The organism is Gracilibacillus suaedae (assembly GCF_017599345.1).
Lineage (GTDB): Bacteria > Bacillota > Bacilli > Bacillales > Amphibacillaceae > Gracilibacillus > Gracilibacillus suaedae.
Window position 1 is genome coordinate 86,371 of the sequence record NZ_JAGFVL010000055.1, and the last position, 20,304, is coordinate 106,674.

Here is a 20,304-nt window from a genome sequence, read left to right on the forward strand (position 1 = left end):
ATGCTTGAAGTGAAAAATTTACGAGCTAAATATCCAAATGAAACATCATTATTATTTAAAGATGTTTCACTATCCATTCAACAAGGTGAGAAAGTATTGCTTGTCGGTCCATCAGGATCGGGAAAGTCCACCTTACTCCAAATATTGGCTGGCTTAATACCTGACGTGATAGAAGTACCTATTAAAGCAGATAAACGGAAGATTTCAGAATCGTATGGTATGGTTTTTCAGGATCCAGATGCTCAATTTTGTATGCCTTATGTAGATGAGGAGATTGCTTTTGTACTAGAAAATAGAAACATATCTCAGCAAAACATGGCTTTCTTAATTAGCCAATACCTAGATCGGGTTGGTTTACAATTAGCGGATGAACACGTTTCTATCCAGCAATTATCAGGCGGAATGAAACAGCGGCTTGCGATAGCATCGGTATTAGCCTTGGAACCTGAAGTGTTGTTCTTAGATGAACCAACCGCTATGTTGGATCAGATTGGCACGAAACAAGTTTGGGATACCTTGAAGGAAGTTTCAGAAGATAAGACAGTGGTGATTGTAGAACATAAAATTGATCATGTTTTACCCTTAGTTGATCGGGTCATTATTTTAGATGAAATAGGTGCTATAGTGGCTGATGGTGAACCAAACGATATCTTCAGTCGATTCCGAAGTAAGTTGTATCAGTATGGGATATGGTATCCAAACATTTGGGATGACTATGCCCAGCAACTTCCTAATTATGCGCAATATGATAACATGCATCAACCGATCATAACCATGGATTCCTTTCATGGTTACTACCAAAAACAAATAAAAATGCATGTTAATGATGCAGTGATTCATCGAGGAGACTGGCTAGCGATAACTGGTGAAAATGGTTCAGGCAAAAGTACATTGATGCTTGCGATAATGCAACTGATAAAAACATCAGGCGAGATTAACTATTTTTTATCAGATAATAGTAACACATGTGATTATCGGAAGATGGGGTATGTGTTCCAAAATCCTGAACTGCAATTTATCACGAATAGTGTTTATGCCGAACTAGAGCACTCTTTGAAAAATAGTGATGTTCACCCAGAAAAGTTTGCAGATAGGTTAGAAGCACATTTAAAAAGATATAACTTATATCATGTTAAAGACCACCATCCCTATCAATTATCGATTGGTCAAAAGAAACGATTAAGTGTAGCAACCGCTACCATTGCAGATGTAGATATTCTATTATTGGATGAACCGACCTTTGGCCAGGATGCCAAAAACACTTTTCAAATGCTTGAACTTTTTGAAGAATGCCGGAAAAATAATATCACCATTGTGATGGTTACCCACCAGCCTGAAATAGTTGAATTATATGCAACGAAGGAATGGCGAATAAAAGATGGGGAACTTATGGAAATCTTAGACCTTTCCAGAGTGCAAGAAAATATCTCGAAGGATGATATGTATGTCTATTAGTGTTAGTTACCAACCAACCTGGTTACATCAGATAAATCCTAGTTTTAAATTATTGACATTAACTGCTCTATTTATTGGTTTGTTGTTCGTCCATAATCCTAACTTTTTGTTGTATATGATTACTGGAATTGCTGTGCTTTATCTTTTTGGTACCGGTCATCGTTGGAAAGTTATCGGCTTATTAGCTATTCCGCTAACGATTATTTTTCTTTCCTCCTCTACAACGATGATCTTTTTTGGGGAGGGAGAGCAAACGTGGTTTAAATTCGGTCTCATACATATCACAGAGGAGAGCTTTTATCGTGGCATTCACTTAGGATTAAGAAGTATGGTTTTTGGCCTTTTAAGTTTACTATTCGCTTTAACGACAAGACCCGTATATTTATTTTACTCCACGATGCAGCAATTAAAGTTAAAGCCAAAGTATGCTTATAGTTTTATGGCAGCAATCCGTATGTTACCGATCATTGTGGAAGAATTTCAAACATTACGTCAAGCATTAAAAGTAAGAGGTGTCCAATATTCCAAAGGTGTTAAAGGGATGTACGAAAAGGTAAAATTATATGCCATTCCTTTATTAGCCCAAAGTATTCGGCGAGCTCATCGAATTGCCGTAGCTATGGAGGCGAAACAATTCTCGAAAAATAATAAGAGAACTTTTTATTATCATTTAGGTTATACGAATAAAGATCTGTTATTTTTTTTCATCTTAGTTGTTTGGTTAATTATTTCGTATGTTTGCAGTAATCAATTTACAGTATTTCCAGTTGAATATGTGCGGTGAAAAGATAAACGATTGAGGAATAAACCTGTTTAATTAAACACGGTTTATTCTTTTTTTATTTCAAGACGGATGTCATTTAAGTAGCTTTCAATACAATCATAAAAATAATGAAAGCAATCTCTTAACATAATTAGAAGATGATTTGCTTGGAGAAAAGAAGGTTGGCACACATACAAAACGAAAATTAAGTACTTCTTCATTTAAGTAACTCAGGAAATCTTCATATTTAAAGCTAGCTTTTTTTATCATAATGTCTAAAATCTCATGAAAAATGAGGCATCATCATAATAAAATGGAGACAACCATGTAGCTACCCGATGTAAGTGAATATATAGCTTTAAAAAATCTGTTATACTAGTAAAAGAAATAAAACTAGCAGGAGAGCAAATATGAATCATTATTTAACACATGAAGAAATTATAAAGAAATGTAACGAATTAAATGAGAAATACCAAATTAACGAAGATGCTTTCTATCAAATTGTTGATCAATTAATAGAGAGCAAGCTTTCCACAGATCAAAAATTAGTCAAAAGTTTTCAGCTTCTGCTTGAAGCCATATCAACGGAAATTAATCAAATGGAAAAGGCTGTAGACTTAGAGCCAACTTGCCGAATGGGTTGTGCTTTTTGTTGTTACTTTCCCATTGTTATTAATAAGATGGAAGCAAAGTTAATCAAGCGTTCTATTAGACAAATGTCTGCAGAGCGAAAAGAAAAAATAGCGGATCATTTTGCCCATTACTATCGAGAGTATAAGGATAAGGTGGATCAGTTTTCTGACTTGAATGTAACAGACCACAACCACAAGTATGACTATAAAAAATCTTTATTACCTTGTGTTATGTTAGACACTGATACGAATCAATGTTTGGCATACGAGATAAGACCTTTACCCTGTCGAACATACGTTAATTATAGTGATCCTGAAGTTTGTGCTGATCAAATCATGCCTGAGGAGACGATCAGCTATGAATTTTTGTATCAGGAGTACATGGGAGCTATCAATGAGTTATTAATGTATCTATATGAGCAAGAGGATACAGGAATTATTGAATATCCGAATGACTTGTATCAGGAAGATTTGCTAATAAACTGGATGAAAGATTTCAGCTAATCACCCTGATTTTTCGCATAAGTATGCAAAAGTTTGCAATACTAAGGAAAAAAGGAGTGTGATCAAATTGCGGAAGATTTTTATTGCGTGTTTATTGTCGATCTGTATTGGAGGACTATTCCTTTCATCTGTACAGGCAGAAACAGAGGAAGTGAAGCTTTCTGATGAGCAGATAGATGAAATCAAAACATTGAAACAGGAAGTAATGGAAAAAGAAAAGCAAATCATTGAGAAGTACGTAGAATATGGTGTGTTTCCAGAAGAAAAAGGTCAAAAAATTATCGAACATATGGAGAAAAAATATGAAAAGCTCCAGGAAAATAACTTCATTCCAAAATGGGATCATAAACATCACATGAAACATGATAACGAAAATTAATAAGAAAAGCGTAGAGCGCCCGATTAGAAACGTAGCGACTTCAGAATCAACGGAGATAAAGGAATCACGGTGAGTTTACGAACCGATGATGACTTATCGTAGGGCGATTCGTGAAGTCGCCTAGTTTCTGGGTGCTTGGAGCTAGACAAATCCAAAAAATTTATACTTACCTAATTACAAATAATGCTTACCTCTTGAAGGTAAGCATTATTGTGTTAAATACGTTTCGGTATAGAATGGTTGCCCATCTTCTTGAAAAGCAACCCCTACAGACATTTGTCTAAAATCAGAGTTTAAAATATTGTCCCGATGCCCTTTTGAATTCATAAGTCCCTGATGGGCAAATATACTACTAGGTTGACCTGCTGCTAAATTTTCTCCAGCCATACGGAATGTGATGTTATCTTCCTCTAAGCGATCAAATGGCGATTGGTTATCTAAATTGGTATGTCCAAAATAATTATTTTCTGCCATGTCTTCACTATGATTTTGAGCAGTTACCCTGGAGGTTTCATGCCAATCCAAAATGGGTTCTTCAAATTTAGCTCTTGCAGCATTTGTAAGGTCAAATAGTTGATATTCTAATCCTTCTGCTAAGGCACTATCCGGAGCTGCAAAATAGTCTTCTTTTTGGTCTTCCATACTATCATGAATGATTTGAATAGCCGCTATTTTGTTCTCTTGGTGAATATCATAAAAAAAGGTGACATAGTTATCATCGATTAAATAGGTGTCCTGTTCATCGTTATCATTGATACGATATTTAACAAATCCCTTTTTGATGGAATCAAGAGGTTCTCCAAATGCTCCTCTTATATCCTCCTTATTATTTTGTAAGGTTATATCAACACTCGAACTAATCAGGTCTTGATTAGTGTATAGCCCAGCCACCTCATTATCATCGTTATAAGCAACCATGACAAAATTTTGATAATGATCATGGTAAGTGTACCAATTAACCCCATATTCATTTAATGTATTTCGTTTCGAGTCGTTAAGGATATTTTCAACCTCTGTTTTTTTATCATTAATTTCGACATTATGAATCGAAAAAGTTTGTTCAGAGGGTTTCGTGAGATTAGGTGATTCTATATTTGGGGAAGGTACATTTTCAGCTTGATCGTCAGTAACGGAGTCAAAAAAATTATCTAATTCGAAACGAAGGTCTTTGATTGTGCTGCTTATCTGGCTATTATTTTTCAAATGATTAAAATCATCCTTCATCTCGTACCAAACGCCAGTTAATCCTTCTTGCTTATAATCATTTCCATAGAAAAACCAGATTAATCCTCCTATTAACAGGAAGAAAACAATTGTTCGAAACTTGGGCAAATCCTCACTCCTGACTACTTTGGTATTCTATTCTTTCATTATATCATGATTATAGATAAATATAAGTGAAAAATTTTAATATTTTTGTAGTCATTCTCCTTTTTTAAACGTCAATAAAAGAGGAGACATAAAAAAAGGGAAGGGGGGAGCATCATTCAAGATGAACAACTGATCAAAAAAATAAAAGCAGGCAATCAACATGCGATCCGCTTATTGATAGAGCGATACAAACATCATGTTTTTAAAGTAACTTATAGTGTGGTACACGATGAAAAAACCGCAGAAGATCTAGCGCAAGAAACCTTTATTAAAATGATTGATGCTCTTTCTTCTTATCAGCATAAAGGCTTTAAAACTTGGATTAGTCGTATTGCCCTACATAAAGCAATTGATTATCAGCGAAAAAAAACAAGGCAGAAAGAAGAATTAGAAACCTTTGAAGCTTTTGAACCTGTAAGTACACAGGCAAATCTGGACGAACAAGTCATTAGTAAAGATACATTGAACAAGGTTCATCAACACATTAATGGCATGCCGGAAAAGTTTCAAATCGTGGTTAAAGCTTATTATTTTGAGGAATTATCTTATAAACAAATTGCACAAAAGTTAGGTGTGGAACAAACGAATGTCAAGATGAGATTATATCGAGCAAGAAAATGGATGAAGGAAAACTGGAAGGAGGAGGATTTTTAACATGAAACATATGACAAGAGACGCTCTACTGGCTTATATAAATGCTGAGTCTAACCAGGAGACAGAAATTGAAAATCATTTATTAGAATGTGAAGCATGCACGGATTTATATTTATCAATCGTAGAGGAAGTCGAGATGAACAGTGGGCTATCTGCTGATTTTACAGATGTTACACTTCAACAGATGGAAATTAGACTACCTGCTCCTCCGAAAAAGAAACAAAACAGTGTATTGGTCCATTATCTTGTAGCAGCTTGCTTAACTATTTTACTGACGATAACTGGTGTATTCCAAGGGGCATTGGATGTATCAGATATCCAGCAGAAGAAAGGTGGATCTATCACGGACCACCTAATGACGAAAACAGATGGTGTATTAGAAGAAATAAAGGGGGTTCATCGTCATGAATAAATCAGGATTAGTAGCATTTTTTCTAGGACTCATTCCTGGATTTGGACATATTTACTGGGGGCATAAAATCCGTGGTGTTCTTTATACACTAGCGTTTGCTGGAACTGTTGTATTAGCTTTTTATATGGTAATATTCGGGTTTGATCCCTATCATGACACTTTTTTTATGCTAGCCTTTTTAGCTCTAATGATATGGGGAATTAATATGATGGATATTACAATTACACTATTCATAGCAAAAGTGCATAATGGTACAAATGAGAGTAGTAGTGAGACACATACCCTAAAGGAAACTTCTAACGAGCGAGTGACTACAATGTTGTTGTCGGTAATACCTGGAATGGGACATTTTTATTTAGGATTGTCTTATCGCGGGTTAACGATACTGGCTGCTTTCTTCGGTGTCATAATCATGGTGTTCTTTATCAGCTTTCTAACAAGTGCTGTATTTTTAATTTTTCTATTAGCACTGCCAATTATTTGGATTTATAGCATGTTTGATATTATCCAGCTATTAAATCAAAAGCAGGCAGGTAAAGAATTAGTAGATCGAACCATCATGGACGATTTTAACCGAGTACATGATAATGAGAAAAAAAGTAAGATGATCGCCACTATCTTGTCGATTTTCCCTGGAGCAGGCCATTTATATTTAGGCTTGCAAAAAAGAGGCGTTCAGTTAATGGCATCCTTTCTATTTTCCATTTATATTTTAGATGTATTAAATCTATCACTTTTCTTATTTTTGATTCCGTTGATTTGGTTTTTTAGTTTCTTTGATGCCTTACAGTTAGCGAATCGATTTGAATATGAAGTACTGGAGGATGTTCCGATTATAAAATATTTAGCTAATTATCAAAAATGGATTGGAATTGCGCTCATTATACTTGGTTTGTTCTATTTACTTGATTCGGTGTTGATGCCCGTCTTTGCTAGTCATTTAGAAGAGTTATTTCGTATCGACTTTTGGCGATTATATCAACAGTATTTCCAAGTTACAGTTATTAGTCTTTTACTAATAGGTGCAGGAATTCTACTTGCTATCAATCAAAAAAAAGCTAAAAATAAATAACGAAAATAAAGAAGGGGAGTTTAAGTTTTCCCTTCTTTTTTCATTTATAATGAACTTATTGCATGATTCAATACTCTTATATAGGAGAGGGGGACAGCGGTAATGAATGTAGCACTGGTAAAGAAAGCAAAAAAAGGTGATAAAGAAGCACTTTTAAGCCTGATTTTAAGACAAAAAGATGATTATTATCGCTTGGCATTTTCCTATATGAGAAAGGAAGAGGATGCTTTAGATGTCATAGAAGATATGATTGTTAAACTTTATGAAAACATTCACTTATTAAAAAACAACAAATCCTTTTACAGCTGGAGTAAAACAATATTAGTTAATTGCTGTCATAATGCCTACCGCAAAAGAAATAAAACCGTTCTATTAGATGAACAGAAAGCTGAAAATACGTTGAAACAAAATCATAATGATTTTGAACGTGTTGAGAGGCAATTAGACATACAGACTATGTTGGCACATCTTAGTGAAAAGCAAGCGGAGGCGATACGCTTAAGGTATTTACATGACCTTGATTTCCAGACTATCGCCACCATGACAGATACTTCTATTGGAACGATAAAATCAAGAGTGTTTTACGGTTTAAAAAAATTACATTCTTTGTATCGAGGTGATCGAAATGAGTAGTTTAAAGAAACAGATACAAAAAGAGAAACAGCAACTAGCTTCTCTACAGGCTCCAAATCAATTAGAAGATCGCTTACGTGTTGCATTAGAAACAAAAGATCGAAAAAAATCTAATAAAACAAAGGTCATTTGGAAATTTGCTGTAGCTATTATCTTTTTTTCGATCTTGATAAGTTATAATTACCAAGGACTAGCTTATTATGGTAAGAAAATAATTGGCTTCGATAACGTGGATGTCATTTCGGATACATTACAAGACTTAAATGAAATGGGAAACGGACAAAGTATTAACGAAAGTATAACATTAGAAAATGGGATTACTTTTACTGTGAATGGTGTAATGGTAGACGATAATCAGCTCATTCTTTACTATACCGTAACGAGTGAGTCCAGTAATTTAGATGACGCCGAGTTAGATTATACACCTATTAAACTATCTGGTTTTCTTACCAATTCTCATATGAACAGCGGGGCAGCTAATTTGAATGAAGATAACAGTACAGAAAAGGGGACATATTCCTTTGAACCACCAAATGGCTTTGCTAAGGAATTAACTTTACATTTTCAAATGTCAGACAAAACACTAACATTTGACTATGATCCAAATAAAGCGATGGGTGCCAGTTTAAAACAGAGAATCGATCAAAGAATGCATTCTGATAATGGTTATGTAGACTTTAAGATGATTACGGCATCACCAACTGCAACCGTGATAAGAGGCGCTACAACGAAAGAAATGATCGATCAAAATTTGTTCGATAAGATAGAGCTTGTAGCTGATGGTAATAAAAAAGAGCAAATGGGTAGTGGTTACAGCAGTAAATGGACTGGTGGTTATCAATTTGAAATACGCTTTGATGCATTGCCTACTGACGTATCCCATCTGGAAGTTAGGTCAGATGTATCAGAAGACAGAATAGAAATTATCGCCGATTAAAAATGGTTAGGGTTGTCCCTTTATACAGGGATAATCCTTTTTTAATCCTTACATACCGTCAAGCATTTCCAATTCGCGTAAAGTAAAGCGAGAAATAAGATTAAAACCTTTACCTTGACCCAGTGGTTCAATCATAACTATACCCATGTTTGGAATTGGTCCTAACCCAATATGATTAGGAAAACTGTGGGCAATAATAACCTTGTTTTGACCAGCAGGTGGTTTAATTTCTAAAAGGGAGTAGAAGTATTTTATGATGCTTTCCGTCTGTTCTATACTCAAATCGGCACTTAAATGATATACTTCAACCCAAAAAGGATCGACTTGATAGCTAGTATTTCCAAAAGCTATCATAGCAGTTTCGATACTCCTACAAAAAGGACTAGTTATCACAGGGATTTGCACAGGAATTTGCAGATTGCGAAATGTGATTCCATATGAAGAAGCTTGCCATCTACCCAGATCAGATAAGTTTCGTTGTGTAGAGCAATCTTCAAAGTTTAGATTTGGTAGGTCTTCTCCTATAGTGGCCTCCGCATGCCTTGTATACAGTATATAACCACCTTGTTGTAATTGGTTCAAAAGGGGAATACGATCATAACAGACATTCCATTGATTAATAATGATTCACCTCCAGCAATGCTTTCCGTTAAATATTACATGAGTATGTTTTAGTAGCCAGTTTTATTAACTAGTTACAATCTAAACACATGTCAATAATCTTGTTGTTATTTTATTTTGTCATCGCAATATAAAGTAAACTAAATTCACAAATGAATCAAATTAAATGTTTAATCGTAAAGTATATCAAGGAGGGATAACTTGAGGTATTTTCTTATCGGCATTATTTTATCTGTGTTAGGTGTTGTACTATCCATCATTTTGTGGGGAGTCGATCAGGCATATATGATCACTGGTGGTATTGGAATCGTGTTTATTGGAATATCAATGATTTTTTCGGGTGCCCTGCTAAGTGGAGACAGAATGAGAGCCAATTATGGAACAGAATCTACCGAGGATAGAAGAAATCGAAATACGATAACTATTCGAACAGGGTTAATAGGAATAACTAATCTTATCATTGCGTTATTTATTTACTACATTATCAACTAAAATACATGTAAGTAAATTTCTAGTTCTATATCTTAACTAGCACTTATAATTTTATACATTTAAAATTTATAGTATTCCAAACAAGCCTATAATTTCTAGGAAGATGGGAAGAATTTTAACTAAAATTGGTTCATTTAAACCCTAATGAAAAATGATATCCAAAGAGTAATGGAAGATCGGATTTTCATTCTTTATCTTATCTTTACATGCTTCTGTTATTATTATTTTAGTGGATACGCAATAATTCGTAATATATTCATATTTGGATAAATAAAGGAAGGTTTGAATGAGTATAACAATATTGATCGCAGATGGTGAAGACATATAAGTATACCAATGCGTTCTTCTGCGAGACCACCCAGATTAATTGCTCGGAGTATTGCTTATTTGGTGGTTTAAGAGATTAAACCTTTACTTATTTTTACGAATTGTACCAAGCATACTAACTGTAATTGCTGCAATTATCTTATTTTACAATGTTTTTTTGAAAGCCAATCTTCTGTTAAAGGGCGCGATAGTAGAAGAGCGGAAAATACTTGGGCATCGGAATATAGAATTCCACACTATTTTCCGATTACCCCATTTCTTATAAGTGAATTCGTACCAGTTTCACAAATAATATCGGGTATATATCTTTATCTCATCTTTACATCGTTATGATATCTTTCATAGGCCCATACCTTTTAACATTGCGAAGGGAGACAAAAAATGAATAAATTAATATTAATTGTAGAAGATGAAGACATTTTACGTGAAATAGTTAAAGATTATTTGTTGGATGAAGGATATGAGGTATTAGAAGCAACAGATGGAAATGAAGCTTTAGCTATATTTGAAGAATATCAAGTGCATTTAATTATCCTAGATATTATGTTGCCTGAGTTAGATGGATGGTCTGTTTGCAGACGCATTCGAAAATATTCTGATGTGCCGATTATTATGCTGACTGCCCGTTCAGATGAAGATGATACCCTGCTTGGTTTTGATTTAGGTGCTGATGATTATGTTACAAAACCATACAGTCCGCCAATTTTATTAGCAAGAGTAAAACGATTAATAGATAGCCGCTATTCTCGCGAGGATAAGTTTTCTAATGAAGATACTTTGGCTGGAAATGGCATCCAAATCCATTTCCCTTCACATTCAGTGAAAGTAGACGGAGACGATATAAGTCTGACACACACAGAGTTTGAAATATTAGCTTATTTAATGCAAAATCCAGGGATTATTATTACGAGGGAACAACTAATCATTAAAATCTGGGGGTATGAATTCGCCGGTGATGATCGCACAATCAATAGTCACATCCGTAATTTACGGCATAAATTAGGTGATAAAGCAAATAGTATCGTAACCGTTATTCGTGTCGGTTATAAATTTGAGGTCAGAGCATGAAAAAAGGAATCGTATTAAAATTATTTTTACTGACAACGTTGTTATGTATGCTCATTTTAGCAACCATTTTTATTGGACAAACCATATTTTTCAAGCAATATTATGCAAACCAAAAGATAAACGATATTGAAACAGGTATTCAATCTTTTAAGAAGGAGTACTTAAAGGCTGAAGAAGATGTATCAGCGATTCAAAAGCTAGAGCGGGATTTCTATAAGGAACATGCAACATGGATTACAACATTAGATAGTGCGGGCAATATTAAATACGCCAATGATTTTTCTGTAAAAGTTCATATAGTCAGTACCAAAAATAAGGATTTCATGGACCGTGACATTACTATACCATTATATAGCTACATTGGCTTAGAAGATATTGAAAGATTAAAGTTTAATTTAGAACAGGGAAAGAACATTATGATTGATGGGACAATAAAAGATGATACTGTCGTTCCCGTTATTTTAACGGAAGAAGACGGGAATTTCACCCTAGAGAATAAGCTGCTATCAAAAAAATTATATGGTAATAGGACTGAAACGGAACCTTCCACCAAAAAAGACTCACAGATACTTTTAATAGGACTTATTAAGGAATTGCAGTTACCTGAAGGGACTATACGTTCAAACATATATACAAATCGTGTGTTTATAGAACGAATAAAACAATTTCAACAAAACCTGCTATTTAATGAAAACCCTAATAGCAATGCTAAAACAATGGACTACGAGATAAATAATATTAATTACAAAGTATTAATTAGACCTATTAAAAATACAAATGGTGAAACTACCTATATTTTTGCAATGACATCCTTGCAACCAATTGATGAAGCTGTGCAAATGCTGGAAGATTATTATGTATATTTTATTATATTTGTACTGTTTTTGATTGTTCTCGCATCATTTTATTATTCAAAAAAGATTGCTAGACCATTGTTACAAATAAACGATACAACTAGCAAGATTGCAAACCTAGATTTTTCGGAGACAATACCCATTACATCAAAAGATGAAATTGGCACCCTGTCACACAATATTAATACGCTTTCTAATACTTTACATTCATATATTAATCAGCTGCAGCAGGATGTAGAGAAAGAAAAACAATTAGAAAATACACGTAAGGATTTTATTTCCGGGGTTTCCCATGAATTAAAGACGCCTTTAAGTATTATGAAGAGTTGTATCTCAATTTTGGAAGATGGTGTAGCGAGTAATAAAAAAGATTATTATTTTAAAGCAATGTCCAAAGAAGTAGATAAAATGGATATGCTCATTGTAGATATGCTCGAATTAGCAAAATTTGAATCTGGTACGTATAAAATGAAAATGGATGTTTTCTATATTGATCAAATCATTGAATATATATGTGAGCAATTAGCTTTAGACATTACGAGCAAGCAATTACATGTTCATAAACAACTTTCTAAAACTAAGGTAGTTGCGAATCAACATCGAATTGAACAAGTTATTACTAATTTTATTACCAATGCGATTCGTTACACGCCAAAAAATAAAAGTATTATTATTTCCACGATAGAGGAGCAGGAGCGTGTAAAAGTATGTGTGGAAAATAAAGGGACTCATATCGAGCGGGAAAATTTAGAAAAAATATGGGATCGTTTTTATCGTGGAGATACTTCTCGCAGGCGTTCAAAAGGCGGAACAGGATTAGGACTTGCTATTTCAAAGAATATTTTAGAGCTGCATGGAGCGCAGTACGGTGTATCGAATACAGAAGATGGCGTGCTGTTTTTCTTCTATTTAAACAAAAAAGAGTAGAACTTTTCATTCCGCATTCCGCCAACCTTAAGGGATCATTAACTTTTATATTTATTTGAGCCATCTGTTCAATGAATGCATTGAACAGATGGTTTTTTCGTGTACGCTCATTGACTATATTCAAATCACAATACTATTTATAAATCTTTAAATGATATCAACCTCATCTTTATCTCATCTTTATCTTTCACTATTAGTATTTAAAAAGTACAAGCCTGCAGGGATGATTGAAGATGGACTTGGGGTTGGAATGCATGGAGTGACCCATAATGTCAATCACTTTTACCGTTCCAAACACCTTTCTTACCGTCTGTCAGGTCTCAATCATGTTAACAGAACAAGGTTTCCAAATGAAGAAACTTGATGATTCAGTTGAACCAATACAACTCAAATGCTATGACCGTTGCCATCGTCTTGATGCTTAATAGCACTCCTAAACTATAAAAATAGAAAGAAGGTAGAAGTATGAAAAAAAATGTGTTAAAGATTACATTATTCTTATTTTTAATATTAATAATGTCGGCTTGCAACAGCAACTCAAGTGACAATAATAATAACGAAAGTCATACTAACGACAAAGATAATAAATCAGAAACAACTTTGAAGGTTGTAATTGATCCGGGACATGGTGGTAAAGATAAAGGGGCAACAGGTGCCAGTGGTAAGTATGAAAAGAGTTTTACTTTAAGCTTGTCGAAAAAGGTGGAAAAACTATTAAAGCAGGAATTTGGAATAGAAGTTTTTATGACAAGAACGGATGATAGCTTTATTTCACAGGAAAGCAGATACAGACCTAAATATGCCAATAAACTAAATGCGGATCTATTTATATCTATTCACGGAAATACTTTTTCAAATCCCGATGTTTCGGGTACGGAAACATTTTATTATCATAAGAATTCTCACCTTTTGGCTGAAGTTATACAGAACCATGTGGTAGAAGCAACTGGATTTAGGGATAGAGGAATAAAGAAGAAGGATCTATTTGTTGTAAAGGATACGGAAATGCCTGCAGCTTTGATAGAGGTAGGTTATCTAACAAATGCTCAGGACGAGTCCAAAATGCGGACTGATGATTTTCAATCACGCGTTGCCTCTTCGATTGTGGAAGGGATTAAAGAGTATAAAGAAAGTTCGGAAAAACAAGGTGTTTTAGAACGAATCTTTTAACGACCTGTCCAAAATAATAAATTTTATAGTATATAGGGGGAGAATGGTGTTGAGGGATATTTTCATTGTTCTCTCTATTTTTTATTAAATTATTATAATGCATGTTATATATAAAGGAGTGACCATGCAAAAATAAACAATAGTAAACGAAATGATTAATATGGATCAATCCACTAGTGGTGCAATCTCATCTGGAGAGAAATCTATTGATCAATCTTTTTTCAGAATGGATTCTTTTTATTAGTCATAAAATATGGGGTTGTGAGCTGTTTTCGATCAAACTTTATTCACGTAGTCGACTATTTTAAGTATATAGATAAGAATAATCTGCTCTCACCGAGATTTCTTTAGAAAAAATAGATAGTATTTAACCGAAAGCCATCTAACAATTGATCAGAAGATCATAAGTTGGATGGCTTTTTGTAACTGTAAATGTATGGTTTCCTCCAATTTTATAAATGTTTTAATCTTTAACAGATATTCATTCCATCTTTATCTTATATTCATTTCACTCTATTACGCTATTAATATGCCAAATCAAATAAGAGAGTACAGCGAAAGGAATGTAGGATATATGGTAAAAAAAATTCAACTAATCATCATTTGTGTATTGGCGTTACTGCTTATTTTTCTACTAGCAGACAAAAATAAATCGGTATCGAAAAGCACGACGAGCAATCAACAAATGAGTGAGCAAAGATTAGAAAATGACTTAGAAGATGGAATAGCAGAATCGGAAGATACAAAAAAGGATAAGGACACAAGCCATGCTGATCAATCCATAAATGATGAAAGTACTAGCAAAACCGTTTACTTAACATTTGATGATGGACCTAGTTCTGCATCAAATGAAATTATCGATACGCTTGATCAATTTAATGCAAAAGCAACATTTTTTATGCTTGAACCTGCAATGAGAATGTATCCAGAGGTAGTGAATCGTACTGTAAAGGAAGGGCATGCCGTTGGTTTACACGGCGTTACCCATGAGCGAGATAAATTTTATCAATCAGAACAATCTGCATTAAACGAGATGAATGTAGCACAGGAAACTTTAGAGGAAATTTCAGGTGTGCACTCCAATTTAGTACGCACACCTTACGGCAGTATTCCTTATTTAACTGATTCTTTTCGAACAATATTTGATGAAAATGGATTGAAACTATGGGATTGGAATGTAGATAGTAGTGATTGGAGTTTATCAAAAGACGAATACGTACAGAACGTGATTTCACAGGTGGAGAAGTTAAATAAAGACGGGGTAGCACCAATTATTCTCATGCATGATCAAGATGAAACAGCTCATCACCTGTCAAATCTATTACATTATTTGCGAGAGCATAATTATCAAACAAAAAAAATTGATGAAAACCTAGAACCTTATAACTTTAATTGCTATGATCGTTGTTATCGCCTTGAAGAAAGTTAAACAACGTAGTTCTATCATGTTCCTCGTAGAACAATTCTTTAAAAGTGAGGTTATTAAATTGAGTACACAAAAAGCAAAGTCAAAGAAATGGAAAAAACGAATCCTAGGGATATTATTATTTTTATTGATCTCTGTTATTGGCTATGGCTTTTATTTATTCATCCATGAAACTTCTAACATCCAAACATTTTCAATAGATGACCAAGATCAAATCATGGATAATATCTATTATTTCATACCGGCAGAAGATAGCATATATCATGTAGCAAAACAATTAAAGCAAGAGTTGGAGTTACAAGAAGATGGTACTAGTGAAGGTTCTATATATTAAAATGAAATAAATAAGGAATATAAACGTTCCTTATTTATTTGTTTATATCTAATCAAATGAGGTTATATGTGCAATATAAAGGGATTATCCATGATTCACCCAAGTTCTCCATATAAAAATAAAATGTCAAATATTACAAATATATTAAATATAGTAAAGCTAGTAAACTTTTGCAAGCCTATTACATATATTATATGGAGAAGAAATTCTAGAAGGGGAGGATGACGTATGGCACAAAAAAAGGTTCATTTGATACCCTACACGATTCAATCGATTGAGGATTCCAAAAATGAGACCCCAGCAGGTGTTCAACTAGTACAGGCTCCTGCCATTTGGGAGAAAAGTAACGAAGGGGAAGGTATCGTTGTTGCCGTTATAGACACTGGTATTGAGTCGAATCATCCAGATCTTAAGGATCGAATAATTGGTGGAAGAAATTTTACATCAGATTATAATGGAGACCAAGACAATTTTGAAGACAATAACGGTCACGGAACACACGTATCAGGAACCATTGCAGCAAGCCTTGATGGTGATGGTGTTGTAGGTGTTGCTCCTAAAGCTAAAATATTAAGTCTCAAGGCGTTGACAGGTGTAGGTTCCGGTGAGTATGACTGGATCATAGATGCGATTAATTATGCAGTTCAATGGCGTGGTCCCAGCAATGAGCGAGCTCGAGTTATTTGTATGTCCCTAGGCGGTCCTAATGATGTTACTGCGATGCATGAAGCGATACAACATGCAGTTAATCAAGATGTAGCTGTCGTTGTTGCGGCGGGAAATGAAGGAGATGGGGATGAGGAAACCCCTGAATATGCTTATCCTGGAGCTTATACCGAAGTCATTTGTGTTGGTGCTGTAGATATGGAATTACAGCTTGCTCCTTTTTCTAATACAAACAAGGAAGTGGATCTTGTAGCTCCCGGTGTAGATGTTTTATCAACATATATAGATAATAAATTTGCTAGACTATCAGGAACCTCCATGGCAGCACCACATGTTGCAGGTGCTTTAGCATTATTGATTAATTTAAGTGAAGAAGAGTTTGATAGATCTCTAGTTGAACCAGAAATCTATGCGCAACTTATTAGACGTACACTTCCACTTGATTATCAAAAAAGCGCGGAGGGAAATGGCTTTCTCTTATTGAACCTAGTTGACCAATTAGATCGGATTAGTGATCCAAGTATGGAGGGAACTGATTGACCTTAAAACTAGATAGGAAAATCATTGCCTAACTATCAAGAAATAACGTGCGTTGTTAAACATTAATCTAATGGACAGGTAGGACTAAAATCCTCCTTCCTGTCCATTTCTTTTAGCAATAAGAAGGAGGAAAAATCATGCATGTGTTGGAAGAGAAAGATATAAAGACCACACTGATGGAATTGAAGGAATATCAAAAGAAAATTAAAAATATTAAAGAGTATTATGATGAAAAGGAAGACTCTCGCATTGTCACGGATTATTATCATGACATTAACTTTGATGGAGCGGATAAATCTAAATTATTTGAGCAATTACATCAATTAACAACTACTACACATAAAAATCAACTCCCCTATAATTCTGAAACGCGTGATTATCTTTATTCTATAATTGACATTCATATGGACGGGAACCTAAAAAGTATCTATTCCGGTAGCCACAAGGATCCTGAGCAAACCATTAGAGAAGATTATGAAGCAGCGCTAAAAAGAAAAGAAGAATATGATAAGTTGTTAAATAATAAACCTAAAAATGATGATGTTTGGAATAAAGCAGTAGCGGTCATTGAAAGTGAAAACATGTTTAATTGTGAACATGTCATACCACAATCATGGTTTGATCAAGAAAGTCCAATGAGAGGTGATTTACACCATCTTTTTACATGCGAAACAAAGTGTAATTCGACCAGATCCAATTATCCTTATTTTGATTTTAAAGACTACACGCCAGTAATGGACACCAAAACGATAAAAACAAATTGCGGGAAATACGAAGAAGAGAAGTTTGAACCCGAAAGTGGAAAAGGTGAGGTTGCCAGAGCGACATTGTACTTTTTGATAAGATACCCAGGGGAAATTAGCCAATACAACGATAAAGACATTGACATGTTATTAAATTGGCACAAAGATTTTGAAGTATCCGTCTACGAAAAACACCGAAATAAAGAAATCTATCATGTACAAAAGAATAGAAATCCTCTAATTGACTTTCCAGAATATGCAGCCAAAATCGATTTTTTGTTAGGTTTATTTAAATAAATATCATATCCCATTTGAACAATAGAGTGTGGTGAAGCCTCATTAATTTTCTTCACACTCTCTTTTTTACGAATATTGAACTGATAAAATTTCGTCAAAAATTAAGCAACAAAGGTCGAGTTAGAAAAATTCAGTTAATATCGATAGTTAAATAAAGGAATTTTTAAATGAATATAGAATTAGTATATATTGTTGAATTTTAATAGAAAGGGTTGAAAAATATGGATAAACGACAAATGGGGTGGAATAAAATTAGAGAGATTGCCGGTGAACAAGGGGTTAAAACGATGGAAGCTGTGCAGGCGTATTCACCAAGGTTAGCCAATATGGCTTTAGAATTCGGGTATGGAGAAATTTATTCTAATGATATTTTAGATTCACGCCAACGTGCTTTGATTACGTTATCTTCTCTTATTTCACAAGGTGATCAAGGAACTGCGCTAATTTTCCATTTCAAAGCCGCTCTTAGGGTAGGATTAGCAAGAGAAGAAATTCTAGAATTGATTAATCATTGCAGTGGTTATGTCGGTTTTCCTAAAGCAATAGCTTCTTTGAACCTTTTTCAACAAGCATATAGTGAATTTGAAACTGAAAGTAAAAATGTAAGTTTATCTGAATAAGAAGCATAAAGGAGGCAGATTGATGCTTGACTATAGAATAACACCTAGAGAAAAATTTGATGACAGAATTGGAGAACTTGTTTCCATGCTAGAATTAACAAGGAATGTAACTCTTCAAGAAATTTCAAATTTGAGTCAAGACGATTTAGATTTCTTAGCTACTAATACTTCGAATTCGATTGGTGCTCTTTTATCTCATATTGCGTCCATTGAATTTGTCCATCAAATCATTTCATTTGAAGAAAGAGACTTAAATGAAAGTGAACTTGCAGAGTGGCGAACAGCTTTAGAACTAGGTGAAAAAGGCAGAAAAGATATTAATAATCAGCCTCTAGATTATTATGTAAATAATTTAACACAAGTAAGAGAACGTACATTAACCTATTTGGAGTTTAAGAACGATAGCTGGTTGTTCAAGGAGCATCAGTGGGAAAACGATGTGTCCTATAATCATTATTATCTATGGTTCCATGTCATGGAAGATGAGATTAACCATCGCGGACAAATTAGAACAATAAAACGAGTGTTAAAAAACAACAAATAACATTACCAAATGAAAGAGATTTTTTCACTTTCTTCTCAATCTAAATTTGAAGGTACATTAGGTGAAAATAAATGATAATGTTAAACAACTTATTCAATCGTTATTAGGTAACAGCAGTTATTATGTTATTGCAAAAGTAAATAGTAACTACTCAGATGGATACAAAGGATAAATGGCTGAAGAGAAAAAAAGGAGGAACGAATAGTTGTTAATGGAAAGTGAATACGGAAATATTATTATTCTAAACGGCTCACCTAGATCCGGAAAGTCTAGCATTGCATTATGTATTCAAAACACTTTTGAAGGTGTATGGATGAACATAGGTGTTGATCAGTTTATGAAAATGACACCAGATCGATTTCAGCCTGGTATCGGTTTACGACCTGGAGGTGAACGCCCTGATCTTGAGCCATATATCGATACCATGTATCAAGCTATGTATGAAGCAATAGCGGCATTTAGTCGTTTAGGATTAAATGTTGTGGTAGACGTAGGTCATCATGAAGGATATTCCGTTCCACTACGAATTCTTCAAAAATGTACCAAGATACTAGAAGGGTTTCCGGTTTGGTTCGTAGGTGTACACTGTCCGATAGAGACTGTTATGGAAAGACGAATAAACACATGGAACGTTGGTTACAACAATGACGGTACTGTGCCAAAATCGGTTGTTTTATGGCAACAGCTTGTCCATGAACCTGGAATTTATGACATAGTAGTCGATACTTCGATGCATCGTCCTGAAGAGTGCGCCCATTTAATTCGTCAAAGGCTCCGTGATGATCAGCCCGCAATGGCTTTCAAAGACATTAGAAATATGGAATGAAAGTAATCAAATCGTTTTTATGATAATGAATTTATTT

At 34.3% G+C, this 20,304-nt stretch carries 22 protein-coding genes; 20 read left to right on the forward strand and 2 right to left on the reverse strand.

Going from position 1 to position 20,304, the window contains the following annotated elements:
• The 4 genes from J5J03_RS16275 to J5J03_RS16290 all read left to right on the forward strand — a co-directional run bounded on the left by J5J03_RS16275 (nucleotide 1) and on the right by J5J03_RS16290 (nucleotide 3,733).
• Entirely contained in the window at nucleotides 1–1,455 is a 1,455-nt protein-coding gene (locus J5J03_RS16275) for an ABC transporter ATP-binding protein (RefSeq protein ID WP_208590941.1), read from the forward strand.
• Nucleotides 1,445–2,239, forward strand: coding sequence for an energy-coupling factor transporter transmembrane component T family protein (locus J5J03_RS16280; RefSeq protein ID WP_208590942.1), 795 nt, complete (start codon nucleotides 1,445–1,447; stop codon nucleotides 2,237–2,239). Before J5J03_RS16275 ends, J5J03_RS16280 begins: the two co-directional genes overlap by 11 nt.
• Before the next feature lie 389 nt (nucleotides 2,240–2,628).
• Entirely contained in the window at nucleotides 2,629–3,354 is a 726-nt protein-coding gene (locus tag J5J03_RS16285; RefSeq protein ID WP_208590943.1) for a YkgJ family cysteine cluster protein, read from the forward strand.
• Nucleotides 3,355–3,421: 67 nt separating this feature from the next.
• Nucleotides 3,422–3,733: a YckD family protein gene (locus J5J03_RS16290; RefSeq protein ID WP_208590944.1), complete on the forward strand. Its 312-nt coding sequence runs from the start codon at nucleotides 3,422–3,424 to the stop codon at nucleotides 3,731–3,733.
• A 207-nt stretch (nucleotides 3,734–3,940) separates the two neighbouring features.
• Here J5J03_RS16290 and J5J03_RS16295 read toward each other — a convergent pair whose 3' ends face one another.
• A complete protein-coding gene (locus J5J03_RS16295) occupies nucleotides 3,941–5,065 on the reverse strand; it encodes a CAP domain-containing protein (RefSeq protein WP_208590945.1) in 1,125 nt (374 codons plus the stop codon).
• Between the two features lie 171 nt (nucleotides 5,066–5,236).
• Here J5J03_RS16295 and J5J03_RS16300 point away from each other — a divergent pair, with 171 nt between their 5' ends.
• The 5 genes from J5J03_RS16300 (at nucleotide 5,237) to J5J03_RS16320 (ending at nucleotide 8,812) form a co-directional block, all read left to right on the forward strand.
• Nucleotides 5,237–5,758, forward strand: a complete 522-nt coding sequence (locus tag J5J03_RS16300) for an RNA polymerase sigma factor (RefSeq protein ID WP_331460515.1) — start codon at nucleotides 5,237–5,239, stop codon at nucleotides 5,756–5,758.
• A gap of 1 nt (nucleotide 5,759) precedes the next feature.
• Nucleotides 5,760–6,170: a hypothetical protein gene (locus J5J03_RS16305; RefSeq protein ID WP_208590946.1), complete on the forward strand. Its 411-nt coding sequence runs from the start codon at nucleotides 5,760–5,762 to the stop codon at nucleotides 6,168–6,170.
• Nucleotides 6,163–7,242 carry a hypothetical protein gene (locus J5J03_RS16310; RefSeq protein WP_208590947.1) on the forward strand — a complete coding sequence of 360 codons (1,080 nt, stop codon included), beginning with the start codon at nucleotides 6,163–6,165 and terminating at the stop codon, nucleotides 7,240–7,242. The genes J5J03_RS16305 and J5J03_RS16310 overlap by 8 nt, the downstream gene beginning before the upstream one ends.
• Before the next feature lie 102 nt (nucleotides 7,243–7,344).
• A complete protein-coding gene (locus J5J03_RS16315; protein WP_208590948.1) occupies nucleotides 7,345–7,875 on the forward strand; it encodes an RNA polymerase sigma factor in 531 nt (176 codons plus the stop codon).
• Nucleotides 7,868–8,812 carry a DUF4179 domain-containing protein gene (locus J5J03_RS16320; protein ID WP_208590950.1) on the forward strand — a complete coding sequence of 315 codons (945 nt, stop codon included), beginning with the start codon at nucleotides 7,868–7,870 and terminating at the stop codon, nucleotides 8,810–8,812. The genes J5J03_RS16315 and J5J03_RS16320 overlap by 8 nt, the downstream gene beginning before the upstream one ends.
• 48 nt (nucleotides 8,813–8,860) lie before the next feature.
• On the opposite strand, the gene J5J03_RS22055 is transcribed toward J5J03_RS16320, so the two are convergent.
• Nucleotides 8,861–9,166: a histidine phosphatase family protein gene (locus J5J03_RS22055; protein WP_231710792.1), complete on the reverse strand. Its 306-nt coding sequence runs from the start codon at nucleotides 9,164–9,166 to the stop codon at nucleotides 8,861–8,863.
• Between the two features lie 468 nt (nucleotides 9,167–9,634).
• On the opposite strand from J5J03_RS22055, the gene J5J03_RS16330 reads away from it, so the two are divergent.
• From J5J03_RS16330 to J5J03_RS16380, 11 genes are all read left to right on the forward strand, one after another.
• Nucleotides 9,635–9,925, forward strand: a complete 291-nt coding sequence (locus tag J5J03_RS16330; protein WP_208590952.1) for a DUF5316 family protein — start codon at nucleotides 9,635–9,637, stop codon at nucleotides 9,923–9,925.
• A gap of 708 nt (nucleotides 9,926–10,633) precedes the next feature.
• Complete coding sequence (locus tag J5J03_RS16335) at nucleotides 10,634–11,320, forward strand: response regulator transcription factor (protein WP_208590954.1); 687 nt, start codon at nucleotides 10,634–10,636, stop codon at nucleotides 11,318–11,320.
• On the forward strand, nucleotides 11,317–13,101 hold the full coding sequence (locus J5J03_RS16340; protein ID WP_208590955.1) for a sensor histidine kinase: 1,785 nt from the start codon (nucleotides 11,317–11,319) through the stop codon (nucleotides 13,099–13,101). Before J5J03_RS16335 ends, J5J03_RS16340 begins: the two co-directional genes overlap by 4 nt.
• A gap of 465 nt (nucleotides 13,102–13,566) precedes the next feature.
• Complete coding sequence (locus J5J03_RS16345) at nucleotides 13,567–14,271, forward strand: N-acetylmuramoyl-L-alanine amidase family protein (RefSeq protein WP_208590956.1); 705 nt, start codon at nucleotides 13,567–13,569, stop codon at nucleotides 14,269–14,271.
• A 574-nt stretch (nucleotides 14,272–14,845) separates the two neighbouring features.
• The gene (locus J5J03_RS16350) at nucleotides 14,846–15,700 is read left to right on the forward strand and encodes a polysaccharide deacetylase family protein (protein ID WP_269435844.1); all 855 of its coding nucleotides are present in this window, start codon (nucleotides 14,846–14,848) and stop codon (nucleotides 15,698–15,700) included.
• A gap of 58 nt (nucleotides 15,701–15,758) precedes the next feature.
• Nucleotides 15,759–16,031: a hypothetical protein gene (locus tag J5J03_RS16355; RefSeq protein WP_208590957.1), complete on the forward strand. Its 273-nt coding sequence runs from the start codon at nucleotides 15,759–15,761 to the stop codon at nucleotides 16,029–16,031.
• Nucleotides 16,032–16,259: 228 nt separating this feature from the next.
• On the forward strand, nucleotides 16,260–17,237 hold the full coding sequence (locus J5J03_RS16360) for a S8 family peptidase (protein ID WP_208590958.1): 978 nt from the start codon (nucleotides 16,260–16,262) through the stop codon (nucleotides 17,235–17,237).
• Between the two features lie 137 nt (nucleotides 17,238–17,374).
• A complete protein-coding gene (locus J5J03_RS16365) occupies nucleotides 17,375–18,277 on the forward strand; it encodes an endonuclease I family protein (protein WP_208590959.1) in 903 nt (300 codons plus the stop codon).
• Between the two features lie 221 nt (nucleotides 18,278–18,498).
• Nucleotides 18,499–18,897 (forward strand): carboxymuconolactone decarboxylase family protein, encoded by a 399-nt coding sequence (locus tag J5J03_RS16370; RefSeq protein WP_208590961.1) that lies wholly within the window; start codon nucleotides 18,499–18,501, stop codon nucleotides 18,895–18,897.
• Nucleotides 18,898–18,919: 22 nt separating this feature from the next.
• Nucleotides 18,920–19,441 carry a DinB family protein gene (locus J5J03_RS16375; RefSeq protein ID WP_208590962.1) on the forward strand — a complete coding sequence of 174 codons (522 nt, stop codon included), beginning with the start codon at nucleotides 18,920–18,922 and terminating at the stop codon, nucleotides 19,439–19,441.
• A gap of 211 nt (nucleotides 19,442–19,652) precedes the next feature.
• On the forward strand, nucleotides 19,653–20,267 hold the full coding sequence (locus J5J03_RS16380) for a chloramphenicol phosphotransferase CPT family protein (RefSeq protein ID WP_208591067.1): 615 nt from the start codon (nucleotides 19,653–19,655) through the stop codon (nucleotides 20,265–20,267).
• The last annotated feature ends 37 nt before the right edge of the window (nucleotides 20,268–20,304 follow it).

Excerpts from the sequence above, each read along its gene's own strand:
- J5J03_RS16275 (WP_208590941.1), top strand. The coding sequence starts at position 1 with ATGCTTGAAGTGAAAAATTTACGAGCTAAATATCCAAATGAAACATCA.
- J5J03_RS16280 (WP_208590942.1), top strand. The coding sequence starts at position 1,445 with ATGTCTATTAGTGTTAGTTACCAACCAACCTGGTTACATCAGATAAAT.
- J5J03_RS16285 (WP_208590943.1), top strand. The coding sequence starts at position 2,629 with ATGAATCATTATTTAACACATGAAGAAATTATAAAGAAATGTAACGAA.
- J5J03_RS16305 (WP_208590946.1), top strand. The coding sequence starts at position 5,760 with ATGAAACATATGACAAGAGACGCTCTACTGGCTTATATAAATGCTGAG.
- J5J03_RS16310 (WP_208590947.1), top strand. The coding sequence starts at position 6,163 with ATGAATAAATCAGGATTAGTAGCATTTTTTCTAGGACTCATTCCTGGA.
- J5J03_RS16315 (WP_208590948.1), top strand. The coding sequence starts at position 7,345 with ATGAATGTAGCACTGGTAAAGAAAGCAAAAAAAGGTGATAAAGAAGCA.
- J5J03_RS16320 (WP_208590950.1), top strand. The coding sequence starts at position 7,868 with ATGAGTAGTTTAAAGAAACAGATACAAAAAGAGAAACAGCAACTAGCT.
- J5J03_RS22055 (WP_231710792.1), bottom strand. The coding sequence starts at position 9,166 with ATGATAGCTTTTGGAAATACTAGCTATCAAGTCGATCCTTTTTGGGTT.
- J5J03_RS16335 (WP_208590954.1), top strand. The coding sequence starts at position 10,634 with ATGAATAAATTAATATTAATTGTAGAAGATGAAGACATTTTACGTGAA.
- J5J03_RS16340 (WP_208590955.1), top strand. The coding sequence starts at position 11,317 with ATGAAAAAAGGAATCGTATTAAAATTATTTTTACTGACAACGTTGTTA.
- J5J03_RS16345 (WP_208590956.1), top strand. The coding sequence starts at position 13,567 with ATGAAAAAAAATGTGTTAAAGATTACATTATTCTTATTTTTAATATTA.
- J5J03_RS16350 (WP_269435844.1), top strand. The coding sequence starts at position 14,846 with ATGGTAAAAAAAATTCAACTAATCATCATTTGTGTATTGGCGTTACTG.
- J5J03_RS16360 (WP_208590958.1), top strand. The coding sequence starts at position 16,260 with ATGGCACAAAAAAAGGTTCATTTGATACCCTACACGATTCAATCGATT.
- J5J03_RS16365 (WP_208590959.1), top strand. The coding sequence starts at position 17,375 with ATGCATGTGTTGGAAGAGAAAGATATAAAGACCACACTGATGGAATTG.
- J5J03_RS16370 (WP_208590961.1), top strand. The coding sequence starts at position 18,499 with ATGGATAAACGACAAATGGGGTGGAATAAAATTAGAGAGATTGCCGGT.
- J5J03_RS16375 (WP_208590962.1), top strand. The coding sequence starts at position 18,920 with ATGCTTGACTATAGAATAACACCTAGAGAAAAATTTGATGACAGAATT.
- J5J03_RS16380 (WP_208591067.1), top strand. The coding sequence starts at position 19,653 with ATGGAAAGTGAATACGGAAATATTATTATTCTAAACGGCTCACCTAGA.